At 45.5% G+C, this 11,976-nt stretch carries 10 protein-coding genes; 9 read left to right on the top strand and 1 reads right to left on the bottom strand.

Annotated features, from left to right (window positions below):
- Positions 1-20: 20 nt before the first annotated feature.
- From I4V84_RS08700 to I4V84_RS08685, 4 genes are all read left to right on the top strand, one after another.
- Positions 21-920, top strand: a complete 900-nt coding sequence (locus tag I4V84_RS08700) for a bifunctional riboflavin kinase/FAD synthetase (protein ID WP_173771820.1) — start codon at positions 21-23, stop codon at positions 918-920.
- 212 nt (positions 921-1,132) lie between these two features.
- On the top strand, positions 1,133-1,399 hold the full coding sequence (gene rpsO / locus I4V84_RS08695) for a 30S ribosomal protein S15 (RefSeq protein WP_148462347.1): 267 nt from the start codon (positions 1,133-1,135) through the stop codon (positions 1,397-1,399).
- A 358-nt stretch (positions 1,400-1,757) separates the two neighbouring features.
- Positions 1,758-3,854, top strand: coding sequence for a polyribonucleotide nucleotidyltransferase (locus I4V84_RS08690; protein ID WP_118578672.1), 2,097 nt, complete (start codon positions 1,758-1,760; stop codon positions 3,852-3,854).
- A gap of 141 nt (positions 3,855-3,995) precedes the next feature.
- Entirely contained in the window at positions 3,996-4,508 is a 513-nt protein-coding gene (locus tag I4V84_RS08685; protein ID WP_118578670.1) for a deoxyuridine 5'-triphosphate nucleotidohydrolase, read from the top strand.
- A gap of 219 nt (positions 4,509-4,727) precedes the next feature.
- On the opposite strand, the gene I4V84_RS08680 is transcribed toward I4V84_RS08685, so the two are convergent.
- Positions 4,728-5,123, bottom strand: coding sequence for a DUF1292 domain-containing protein (locus I4V84_RS08680; protein ID WP_118578668.1), 396 nt, complete (start codon positions 5,121-5,123; stop codon positions 4,728-4,730).
- A gap of 342 nt (positions 5,124-5,465) precedes the next feature.
- On the opposite strand from I4V84_RS08680, the gene I4V84_RS08675 reads away from it, so the two are divergent.
- The 5 genes from I4V84_RS08675 to glf all read left to right on the top strand — a co-directional run bounded on the left by I4V84_RS08675 (position 5,466) and on the right by glf (position 11,965).
- Complete coding sequence (locus I4V84_RS08675) at positions 5,466-6,221, top strand: exodeoxyribonuclease III (protein WP_195991639.1); 756 nt, start codon at positions 5,466-5,468, stop codon at positions 6,219-6,221.
- Between the two features lie 51 nt (positions 6,222-6,272).
- On the top strand, positions 6,273-8,405 hold the full coding sequence (locus I4V84_RS08670) for a Type II secretory pathway, pullulanase PulA and related glycosidase (RefSeq protein WP_195991637.1): 2,133 nt from the start codon (positions 6,273-6,275) through the stop codon (positions 8,403-8,405).
- Complete coding sequence (locus tag I4V84_RS08665; RefSeq protein ID WP_173716340.1) at positions 8,383-8,928, top strand: DUF5662 family protein; 546 nt, start codon at positions 8,383-8,385, stop codon at positions 8,926-8,928. Before I4V84_RS08670 ends, I4V84_RS08665 begins: the two co-directional genes overlap by 23 nt.
- 154 nt (positions 8,929-9,082) lie before the next feature.
- Positions 9,083-10,618, top strand: coding sequence for a sodium/proline symporter PutP (gene putP / locus I4V84_RS08660; RefSeq protein ID WP_195991635.1), 1,536 nt, complete (start codon positions 9,083-9,085; stop codon positions 10,616-10,618).
- Between the two features lie 231 nt (positions 10,619-10,849).
- The gene (gene glf, locus I4V84_RS08655; RefSeq protein ID WP_148462337.1) at positions 10,850-11,965 is read left to right on the top strand and encodes a UDP-galactopyranose mutase; all 1,116 of its coding nucleotides are present in this window, start codon (positions 10,850-10,852) and stop codon (positions 11,963-11,965) included.
- Positions 11,966-11,976: the final 11 nt, after the last annotated feature.

Here is an 11,976-nt window from a genome sequence, read left to right as displayed (position 1 = left end):
CTGGTTTGACAGGAGAGATTATGGAATACCTGAAGATAGAGGGTGAGTTTCCAAAACTTGCCAACTGTGCAGTAACAATGGGAAAATTTGACGGGATCCACCGTGGCCACAGGAAACTGGTTGAGAAGATCAGGGAGCGGAAGACACTTGGAGAACAGGCTGTCCTTTTTGCCATTGATGCTTCCAGCAATATGATCCTTACCAGCCAGGAACGGGCTTCCCTTCTTGAAAAGCTTGGCGTGGATGTGCTGGTAGAATGCCAGTTAAATGACAGGATCCGGCATATGAAGGCTGAGAATTTTATAAAAGAGATTCTTATGGGAGATCTTGGGGCATCCTACGTAGTAGTGGGAGAGGACAACCGGTTTGGCTTCGAGCGGAAGGGTACGCCCCGGCTTCTTATGGAATTTGGAGAAAAGTATGGCTTTGATGTGGAAATCCTTTCCAAAGAAATGGATGGGCATAGGAAGATCAGCAGTACCTATATCAGAGAAGAACTGAAAAAAGGAAATATGGAGAAAGTCACTTCCCTTATGGGAAGGGATTATTTTGTGGAAGGCCAGGTGGTACATGGCAGGGGAATGGGACATAAGGTTCTGCTTCCCACTACCAATCTCGTGCCTCCCAGGACCAAGATCCTGCCGCCAAACGGTGTGTATGTGACAAGCTCTTATTTCGGGGATAAGATATACCACGGAATTACCAACATTGGCTGTAAGCCTACGGTTGGTGAGAGCTTTATAGGGGTGGAAACCTATCTTTTTGACTGTAAGGAAGATCTCTACGGAGAGGAATGCCGGGTGGATTTCAAAAAGTTTTTGAGGCCGGAACGGAAATTTCCCTCTCTTGAGGCGCTGAAGAGCAGACTTCTGGCGGATGCAGAGGATGGCCGGAGATATTTTGAGAAAACTGAGAAATAATATCGGGAAGAAAAACGAAAAAAACAGTTTACAGAATTTGGCGGGTATGCTATACTAGGCAAGGTGTGAGCAGGTTTAGTCCTTGCGTTCACATATCAGACAGCCCATATTCAGGGGTTGGACACTCCGACCGTCTCTTAATATGCGGCGATTACGTCCCCACAGGAATACCTGCATGGGAGACCATTAAGAATAATAAGGAGGAAATCAAGATGATTTCAAAAGAAAAGAAAACAGCAATTATGAAAGAGTATGCAAGATGTGAGGGAGATACTGGTTCACCAGAGGTACAGGTAGCTGTTCTTACTGCAAGAATCCAGGAGCTTACTGAGCATTTACAGAACAACCACAAGGATCATCATTCCAGACGTGGTCTGCTGAAAATGGTAGGTCAGAGACGTGGACTGTTAGCTTACTTAAAGAAAACAGACATCGAAAGATACCGTGCACTGATTGAGAAATTAGGTTTAAGAAAATAATTAGTATGCGGAAGGGGCGGATATCCATCCGCCCTATTTTAAGATGTAAGGAAAGCTATGATTGTTCACAGACAAGCTCCGCACCGGAGCTTTTGTGGATAGTGACAAGTGTCACAATAGAGGCACTATTGTCTGTAAGGGCGACCTGACAGATAAAGATTTCCGAGACTTCTGAAAAGGACATTTGAAGAAACCTGTCTACAGCAATATCAAATGTGTTTTTCAGTCGTTTCGGACTTCTGTTGTGACAGAGACAAAGAGAGCTGCAATATACGTTGGTCAGAACTGGTTTTCGCAGTTTCTGCAGAAGTGTAAGGTGGCTTCAGATCAATATTTTATATGAAAAAGGAGAGAAGACATGTACAAAAGTTATTCCATGGAATTAGCTGGAAGAACACTTACCGTAGATATCGGACGTGTTGCGAAACAGGCCAATGGCGCAGCACTTATGCATTATGGTGATACCACTGTACTTGCTACAGCAACTGCATCCAAGGAGCCAAGAGAGGGAATCGACTTTTTCCCGTTAAGCGTTGAATATGAAGAGAAAATGTACGCCGTAGGAAAGATCCCGGGCGGTTTCAATAAGAGAGAGGGAAAGGCAAGCGAGCACGCAATCCTTACCTCCCGTGTTATCGACAGACCTATGCGTCCTCTGTTCCCGAAGGACTACAGAAATGACGTAACACTGGTAGACATGGTTATGTCTGTAGATCCGGAGTGCAACCCGGAAATCCCGGCTATGCTTGGTTCTTCCCTTGCTACCTGTATTTCTGATATTCCATTTGATGGTCCATGTGCAACGACACAGATTGGTCTGATCAATGGAGAGTATGTTGTGAACCCTACACTGGCTCAGAAGGATATTTCTGACCTTCAGCTGACAGTAGCTTCCACAAGAGATAAGGTTATCATGATCGAGGCTGGTGCCAACGAGGTTCCGGAGGATCAGATGATCGAGGCTATTTATAAAGCACATGAAGTAAACCAGGAGATCATCAGATTCTTTGATCAGATCATCGCTGAGTGCGGGAAAGAGAAACACAGCTATGAGTCCTGTGCAGTTCCGCAGGAGCTGTTTGATGCCATTAAGGAGATCGTTCCTCCGGAAGAAATGGAAGTTGCCGTATTCTCTGATGACAAGCAGACAAGAGAGAATAATATTGCCCAGATAACAGACAAGCTGAAAGAAGCTTTTGCAGAGAAGGAAGAGTGGCTTGCTGTTCTTGGTGAGGCTGTTTACCAGTATCAGAAGAAAACCGTTCGTAAGATGATCCTGAAAGATCACAAACGTCCGGACGGCCGTGCGATCACACAGATCCGTCCTCTGGCAGCAGAGGTTGATATCATCCCGAGAGTACATGGCTCCGCTATGTTCACCCGTGGACAGACTCAGATCTGTACGATTACTACTCTGGCACCTCTTGCAGAGGCACAGAGAATTGACGGACTTGACGAGTTTGAGACAAGCAAGAGATATATGCATCACTACAATTTCCCGTCCTATTCTGTAGGTGAGACAAAGCCATCCAGAGGACCGGGACGCCGTGAGATCGGTCATGGAGCACTTGCTGAGAGAGCACTTGTACCGGTTCTTCCAAGCGTAGAAGAATTCCCATATGCAATCCGTACTGTATCTGAGACCTTTGAGTCAAACGGATCTACCTCCCAGGCAAGTATCTGTGCATCCACCATGTCTCTTGAGGCTGCCGGTGTACCGATTAAGAAGCCGGTTGCAGGTATTTCCTGTGGTCTTGTAACAGGTGACACAGATGATGATTATATCGTTCTTACTGATATCCAGGGTCTTGAGGACTTCTTTGGCGACATGGACTTCAAGGTAGCCGGAACTCATGACGGTATCACAGCGATTCAGATGGATATTAAGATCCACGGTCTTACAAGACAGATCGTAGAAGAAGCAATCAGACGTACTAAGGAAGCAAGAGAGTACATCCTTAACGAAGTTATTGAGAAATGTATCCCTGCACCTCGTACAACTGTTGGAAAATATGCTCCGAAGATCATCCAGATCCAGATCGATCCTCAGAAGATCGGTGATGTTGTTGGCCAGAGAGGTAAGACCATCAACACCATCATCGAGCGCACAGGCGTTAAAATCGATATCACAGATGAGGGTGCTGTATCTATCTGCGGCGTAGATGACAAGAACATGCAGGAAGCAAAGCGCATGGTTGAGATCATTGCTTCTGACTTCGAGCAGGGACAGATCCTTACCGGACAGGTTGTAAGCATCAAGGAGTTTGGCGCATTTGTTGAGTTCGCACCTGGCAAAGAGGGAATGGTTCACATTTCCAAGATCTGCAAGGAGAGAATCAACCGCGTAGAGGATGTTCTTACACTTGGAGATAAGGTAACTGTTGTATGCCTTGGAAAAGACAAGATGGGAAGAATGAGCTTCAGCATCAAGGATGTTCCGGCAGAGGCAAAATAAGAATAAAATGCAAGGCCACTGTGTATGAAAAGCACAGTGACAGCTTGGGGGATGCCGGACAGATGTGCCCGGCATTCTTTATATCTGCTGCAGAGTCGGAGCTTTGGAAAAGGCGTCTGCACGGGACAAACAGGAGGAAACATGAAAAGAATTGCAAAATTTCATAAAGTAAGTAAAGAGCGCTTTGTGGCAGACTGGATGGATACTTTTGAGGGCGTGTCTGCTGATGAGGCAGAGAAGATTTATGAGGGAATCCGTCTTCCAAGACGAGCTACTGCCGGAAGCGCAGGCTATGATTTCTTTTCCCCGGCTGATTTTACCATTAAGCCAGGAGAGACCATCAAGATTCCGACCGGGATCCGTGTGGAGATGGATCAGGAGTGGGTGCTGAAATGCTATCCAAGAAGCGGCCTGGGATTTAAATTCCGTCTGCAGCTGAATAATACGGTGGGGATTATTGACAGCGATTATTTTTATTCTGACAATGAAGGTCATATTTTTGCCAAGCTGACAAATGACACCAATGAGAACAAAGTGGTAGAATTGAAGGCAGATACAGGCTTTATGCAGGGAATCTTCGTTGAGTATGGGATTACCGTAGACGATGATGTGACAGATGTGAGAAATGGCGGGTTTGGAAGTACGACGAAGTAACCCGCTGCGGCACCCTCGCAGTTTTATGGGAAATACAAAAGCAGGTAAATGTGATGAATTTATCAATCACAGATACCTGCTTTTATTGTTCTTAAGCTTTTTTCAAATTTTGCAGAAAGCCTTTTTCAAACAGGCTCCCGCAGGAAATCTCTTTAAAGACCACCGGGAAGATTACTTTGATGCTCCCGCAGGAAATTTCTTTAAAGATCACCGGAGAGATTACTCTAAAGGTGTTCCGGCAGCTTCTGCTTCCCGCGCATTCTGTAAAACAGTGTCAAATGCGATAGCAGCCTTATTGTACTCTTCGTCGCTTTCAATATTGGAAAGCATGGGAGCACCCTCTGCAGTGCGGGTGAAGGAATACAGATAAACTTCACCGTCATGATTCTGGCCCTCTTCGTCAAGAGGAAGAAGCGCAATATACTCCTTTGCATCTACCGGGAAAATGGTAAGGATGGCGCATTCTACCTCAGTATCATCCTCCATGGTAAGAGTAATGGTGCTGTGCTGGTTTGCGTCAGTGCTGCATCCGCCGCATGTGGAACAGTCGGAACCGCCGCAGGATGAGCTGCTTCCACAGCTGCTGCAGGAGTTTGTCATATCTGAATCACTCATTAAAAATACCTCACTTTATAAAAAATTTGTATTTATATGTTACCTGTGAAAAAGCATGTTCATGCTGTAAAACAAGGTAACACCGGGACTTCTTTAGCTTCATTTTCACTGGTAACGGTATGCCCGGACAATATTTAGATTGTACCAGAAAAATAGGGTTTTGTGAATAGGGAAATCTGTGTTATAATGAAGAAAGTGTTAGAATATATTGAATATTCACAGGCAATATCCTATGAGAGGTTTTGGGTGAATGAAGTTCACTGGAAACTTTGAAAAAATGGGCAAAATCATGTACAGAAGGATTTTTGTACATCATATAAATTTTACAGATTGGAGAACAACATGAAGCTTGTATCATGGAACGTAAATGGAATCCGTGCCTGTATTACCAAGGGCTTTGAAGAAAGCTTTGCGAAGCTGGACGCAGACATTTTCTGCCTTCAGGAGACCAAATGTCAGGAGAACCAGGTGAAGCTGGAACTTCCAGGTTATTATCAATATTGGAATTACGCGAACCGCAAGGGATACTCCGGAACAGCGGTTTTTACGAAAAAAGAGCCGTTGTCCGTGACCTACGGACTTGGAATAGAGGAACACGATAAGGAAGGCCGTGTGATCACTGCAGAGATGGATGATTTTTATCTGGTTACCGTATATACGCCCAATTCCCAGTCAGAGCTTCGAAGACTGGAATACCGCATGGAATGGGAAAGAGATTTCCTGACTTATCTTCTGAAGCTTCAGGAGAAAAAGCCTGTGATCTGCTGTGGAGACATGAATGTGGCACATCAGGAAATTGACCTGAAGAATCCTAAGACCAACCGGATGAACGCAGGCTTCACAGATGAAGAGAGAGCCTGCTTTACCAGAACTCTGGAAGCTGGATTTATTGATACATTTCGTTACTTTTATCCGGAACTTGAGGGTGCCTACTCCTGGTGGTCTTACCGATTTAAGGCAAGAGAGAAGAATGCCGGATGGAGAATTGATTATTTCATCACCTCTCCGTCCTTGAAAGAGAATCTGGAGGATGTGAAGATTCACAGCGAGATAATGGGGTCCGACCATTGTCCTGTAGAACTGGATCTGAAATTTTAGACCATAGGGAGTCATGTATGGCAGGATCTGGGGATAAACAGATATCATCGGATGATTTTATTTCATGAGAAAGATTGCATTGTGCAGATTCCCTTTGGGAAACGTGCTCTGTGTACAAAAATGGCTACAGACGAGACAGCAGACAAAGACAGGAGGGCTTATAAAGTGCCAATACCGGGAAATAAGAGCGTGGTTGTGACATACGGTTATCCTCTTTTACTTGGGGTAACCCAGATGGCAGATGGATATAATTTTGCAGTGGAAGCGGAAGAGGATTCTGAGGTTTACCTGCTCCTTTACAGGAAGAGGGGAAGAGAGCCCTTTTATGAGCTTCTTCTGGATGAAAAATATCGTACAGGACGGATTTTTTCTGTCTTTATGAAAAAATTAAATGTAACCAATCTGGAATACAATTTTAAGATAAACGGGGAAATCTATCTGGATCCCTGTGCCAGCAGGATCAGCGGAAGAGAGCACTTTGGGGCAGCGTGGGAGGAGGATCCCCACAAGGTGCGCTGCGGCTTCTGGTCCGGAAATGGTTATGACTGGGGGGATGAGAAAGCACCGGAAACAGACTTTGGAGATATGATCCTCTATAAAGTACATGTTCGGGGATACACCAGGCAGGCTAAGCTGCCGGCAGGTCTCCGGGGCACTTTTTCCGGTTTGGTACAGATGATCCCATACTGGCAGGAGCTTGGCATTAATACAGTAGAGCTTATGCCGGCCTATGAATTTATGGAGGTGGTTCCGCCAAAGGAGCCAGACGGTTTGGTTTCCCAGAAGGGGAAAAAAGACGAGGTAAATTACTGGGGATATGGAAATGGTCTTTATTTCGCGCCAAAGAGTGCTTATTGCGCTACCCGGGATCCCCACAGGGAATTTTGCGACATGATCAGGGCTTTTCACAAAGCAGGGATTGGCTGTATCATGGAAATGTATTTTCCGGCAGAAGTTAATCCTTTAATGGCACTTCGTGCAGTGCAGTTCTGGAAACAGAATTATCATGTGGATGGCTTTCATATTCTGGGAGAAGGGGCACCTCTTGACCTGATCATGAAGGACGGCCTGCTTGCAGGGACGAAGATCATGGCAGAAGGAATGGATACGGCTGCTCTTTATAAGAATCGCAGACCAGGAAAGCGCTGCTTTGCGGAATATAATCTGGGATTTTTGCAGGATATGCGCAGATTCCTGAAAAGTGATGAGGATATGGTTCCGGCTGTGCAGTACCGCATCCGTCATAACCCGGATGACCATGGAGTGATCAATTATATTACCTGCCAGGACGGTTTTACTTTAAATGACCTTGTTTCCTACAATTATAAGCACAATGAGGCAAATGGGGAAGGCAATAACGACGGCTGCAGCTATAATTATTCCTGGAATTGCGGTATTGAAGGACCCAGCCGGAAGCAGTGGATCCGTCAGATGAGGGAGCGCCAGATGCGTGCTGCTTTTGCCATGATGCTGTTTTCCCAGGGAGTGCCCATGATCTATGGCGGTGATGAGATCGGCAATTCCCAGGAAGGAAACAATAATGCTTACTGCCAGGACAATTCCATTGGCTGGATTGACTGGCGGGGACTGCGAAGAAATGCCAGCATGCTTGCCTTTGTAAAAAAGGCAGTTGCACTTCGGAAGGCTCATCCTGTCCTTCATATGAGTGAGAGCATGAAAGAAGCAGATTACCTGGGCAAGGGATTTCCGGATATGTCTTTTCATGGGGAACGTGCATGGTTCTGCAACATGGAAAATACCAGCCGCATGATCGGCGTGATGCTGTGCGGGGCATATGCAAAGCTGCCGGACGGAAGTGAGGATGATTTCCTTTATACAGGCTATAATTTTCACTGGGAAACCAGGAATATTGCTCTTCCCAATCTGCCAGAGGGGATGGAGTGGAAGAAAGTGATGGATACCGGAGATTTGACCTGTGACGGATTTTATGGGGAAAATGGCCAGGTCTATGAAAGAGCCGTGGAGGTGGGACCGCGTACAGTGGTTGTACTTCAGGGTGTGAAGAAACCGGAGCCTGAAAGAAAGCATACTGGCAAAGGAAAAAAGAATGAAAAACTGCCAGGCGCAGAAGCGAAGAAAACTGCAGCTTCAGACAATACTGTGACAGAAGCTGAGAATAAGGAAAGGAGGTCCGGCGACAATGCATCCATGGCTTCACTTTAAAACAATCACAAAGCATAAGCTGATGGTTATGCACTATTGCTTCCGAATCGGACTTTACAAGCAGGGGCTTCTCCATGACCTTTCCAAATATACCCCGTCGGAATTTTTGGTGGGCTGCAAATATTATCAGGGAAACAGAAGCCCAAATAACGCAGAACGTGAGGATACGGGCGTGTCTACCGCCTGGCTCCATCATAAAGGGCGCAATAAGCATCATTATGAGCATTGGGTGGATTATTCCATAAATGATCCGGAGCATGTGATCATGGGGGCGAAAATGCCCCGCAGATATGTGGCAGAGATGGTGATGGACCGGATCAGTGCCTCCAGGACTTATCTTGGGGACGCATATGACAATCACAAGCCGCTGGAATATTTCCTGAAAAGCAAGCCGAAGCTGTGGTTTGTACATCCCCAGACGAAAAAAGAGTTAGAGGGGCTGCTTCGAATCCTCAATGACAAGGGGGAAGAAAAGGCTTTGTGGTATATTAAGCATGTTTATCTGAAAGGGAAGGATAAGTAGTTTCATATTCCGTGTTTGTCAACCGCAGACTTTCAAAAAAATATACAATATCACTTGCACTTTCATACTCTTCTGTGGTAAAGTATGAAATATGTTATTTTGCTGTCCGGATGATTTGGTGACAGCAGATTTTATAACAGAGGAGGAGAAAAAATTGAGTGGTACAACAGTGATAATTCTGATTGCTTTTGTGTTTTACCTTGCCATGATGATCGTCATCGGCGCGGTTTACATGAAAAAGACCTCCAGCTCAGAGGATTACTTCCTTGGAGGACGAGGACTGAACGGATGGGTGGCAGCCCTTTCTGCACAGGCTTCTGATATGAGCGGATGGCTTCTGATGGGTCTTCCCGGAGCCATTTATTCTTTTGGATCCGGACAGATCTGGATCGCGGTAGGACTTTTTATCGGAACTGTTCTCAACTGGATCTGTATTTCCGGAAGACTTCGTAAATACACCATCGCAGCAAACAATTCCATGACGATCCCGGCATTTTTCGAGAACCGCTACCGTGATAAGAAAAAGATCCTGCTTCTGATCTCATCAGTGGTAATCGTAATCTTTTTTCTGGTGTATACAGCTTCTGCGCTGGCAGCAGGCGGTAAGCTGTTCAATACCGTATTTGGGCTTGATTATCACATAGCACTTGCCATTGGAGCAGCGGTTATTCTTTGCTACACCTTCATGGGCGGCTTTATGGCGGTATGTGTAACAGATTTTGTGCAGGGAACCCTGATGCTTATCGGACTTCTTGTGGTTCCGCTGGTGGCATATTTCCTGCTTCCAGGCAATCTTACAGACCTGATTTCCCAGAGCGGTGTGACTGGTGGTGCAGGCGCTTATCTGAATCCATTTATGAATGGAGACAGGCCATATACTTTTATAGAGATCTTTTCCCAGCTGGCATGGGGCTTTGGATACTGTGGAATGCCTCACGTACTGGTAAGATTTATGGCAGTTAAGAATGAGAAAGAATTAAAGAAATCCTGGGCGATTGCCATTGTATGGGATCTTCTTTCTCTGTCAGCTGCATTTGCAATCGCTGTGATCGGAAGAGCTTATCTGCTTCCTGTTATTCTTGGGGAGAACGGAGCTGCTTCTTCTGAGAGCGTATTTATTGAGATGATCCGTAAGGTGTTTACTTCAGAGCTTGCGCTTCCGTTTATCGGCGGACTGTTCCTTTGCGGAATCCTTGCAGCGATTATGTCCACAGCGGATTCCCAGCTTCTCGTAACTGCTTCGGCAGTGTCTGAGGATCTGTATCACAGCTTTATCAAGAAAGATGCTGACTCTAAGGAGATTCTGAAAGTAAGCCGTATTACGGTTATCGTGATCGCAGTGATTGCATTTGTCATTGCCTGGAATCCGGACAGCAGTATTATGGGACTGGTTTCCAATGCATGGGCAGGACTTGGTTCCGCATTTGGACCGATCGTGGTAATGTCCCTGTTCTGGAGAAGAACCAATCTTCCAGGTGCCATTGCAGGTATGGTGACTGGCGGACTTACTGTTATTATCTGGGACTATATTCCGTTAGTCGGAGGACAGACACTGGGAACCTATACAGGACTTTATTCCCTGGCAGTTGGTTTCCTGCTCAGTCTGGTGATGATCGTGATCGTCAGCCTTGTGACGAAGGCTCCATCCAAAGAAATCACAGATGAGTTTGACAGAGTTGCTGCGAAATAATGCAGTTGCATGATCGTTGTGCATCGTGATGCGTGTTATAGGTTGCGATGCGACCATTAAGAAAGTTTTATAAAAAAGGTAGTCCTTATATGGAAAGGGCTACCTTTTTTTCTGAAAATTTGTTATAATAATAACATCTTTATCCGGGAATGAAAGACATTGTATATCAGTGTCTGGCAGAAAACGGACGTAATAAATCTGCATTCCCATAACAGAAAGGGGCAACACAAGATGAAGAAATATGATTATTTAATTGTAGGAGCCGGACTTTTTGGAGCTGTATTTGCTCACGAAGCTACTAAGAAGGGCAAGACCTGCCTGGTGATCGATAAGCGTGATCATATCGGCGGTAATATTTACACAGAGGAAGTAGAAGGCATCCAGGTGCATAAGTATGGTGCACATATTTTCCATACCTCTAAGAAGGAAATATGGGACTATGTGAATCAGTTTACAGAATTTAACCACTTTGTAAATTCACCTATTGCTGTTTATAAGGATGAACTGTATAATCTTCCATTTAATATGAATACATTCCACCAGCTCTGGGGAGTGCGGACACCGGCAGAGGCGAAGGCGAAGATTCAGGAGCAGATCAGCCGCATGCACATCACACACCCGAAGAACCTGGAAGAGCAGGCACTTGCGCTGGTGGGACAGGATGTGTATGAGAAGCTGGTAGAGGGCTATACCCGCAAGCAGTGGGGAAGAGAGTGTAAAGATCTTCCGTCCTTTATTATCAAGAGACTTCCTCTTCGTTATACCTATGATAATAACTATTTTAAGGATCCCTATCAGGGTATTCCGAAGGGCGGCTATACCCGTATTATCAAGAAGCTTCTGGAGGGTGTCCAGGTTTGCCTGAAGACGGATTTCTTTGCAAATAGAGAAGAGCTCACTGCACAGGCAGATAAGATCCTTTTTACCGGTATGATCGATGAATTTTACGATTACTGCTATGGTGAGCTGGAGTACCGTTCCCTGCGTTTTGAGACAGAAGTGCTTGATATGGGGAACTATCAGGGAAATGCGGTTGTGAACTATACCGATTATGAGGTGCCATATACCCGTATTATTGAGCATAAGCACTTCGAGTTTGGGACACAGCCGAAGACTGTTATCACAAGAGAATATCCGGCAGCATGGGAGAAGGGAAAAGAGCCATATTATCCCATTAATGATCCGAAGAATGACGAGCTCTTTGACAAGTATGAGCGTCGTGCATTAGAAGAGAAGAATGTACTCTTCGGCGGACGACTGGGCATGTACCGCTATATGGATATGGACAAGGTAATTGAGGAAGCTCTTAATATGGCTGAGACCGAGCTGACCTACGAAGAAGTATAAAGGAGAATACT

It is taken from the genome of Ruminococcus sp. 1001713B170207_170306_F1 (assembly GCF_015668065.1).
Classification (GTDB): domain Bacteria; phylum Bacillota; class Clostridia; order Lachnospirales; family Lachnospiraceae; genus Blautia_A; species Blautia_A faecis.
Note: the sequence above shows the minus strand (reverse complement) of the source record. Positions and strands in the feature narration are given on the sequence as shown.

Bases quoted from the DNA above. Each gene is read 5' to 3' on its own strand.
- I4V84_RS08670 (WP_195991637.1), top strand. From the start codon at position 6,273: ATGATTTTATTTCATGAGAAAGATTGCATTGTGCAGATTCCCTTTGGG.
- I4V84_RS08675 (WP_195991639.1), top strand. From the start codon at position 5,466: ATGAAGCTTGTATCATGGAACGTAAATGGAATCCGTGCCTGTATTACC.
- I4V84_RS08665 (WP_173716340.1), top strand. From the start codon at position 8,383: ATGCATCCATGGCTTCACTTTAAAACAATCACAAAGCATAAGCTGATG.
- rpsO (WP_148462347.1), top strand. From the start codon at position 1,133: ATGATTTCAAAAGAAAAGAAAACAGCAATTATGAAAGAGTATGCAAGA.
- I4V84_RS08680 (WP_118578668.1), bottom strand. From the start codon at position 5,123: ATGAGTGATTCAGATATGACAAACTCCTGCAGCAGCTGTGGAAGCAGC.
- I4V84_RS08690 (WP_118578672.1), top strand. From the start codon at position 1,758: ATGTACAAAAGTTATTCCATGGAATTAGCTGGAAGAACACTTACCGTA.
- I4V84_RS08685 (WP_118578670.1), top strand. From the start codon at position 3,996: ATGAAAAGAATTGCAAAATTTCATAAAGTAAGTAAAGAGCGCTTTGTG.
- glf (WP_148462337.1), top strand. From the start codon at position 10,850: ATGAAGAAATATGATTATTTAATTGTAGGAGCCGGACTTTTTGGAGCT.
- I4V84_RS08700 (WP_173771820.1), top strand. From the start codon at position 21: ATGGAATACCTGAAGATAGAGGGTGAGTTTCCAAAACTTGCCAACTGT.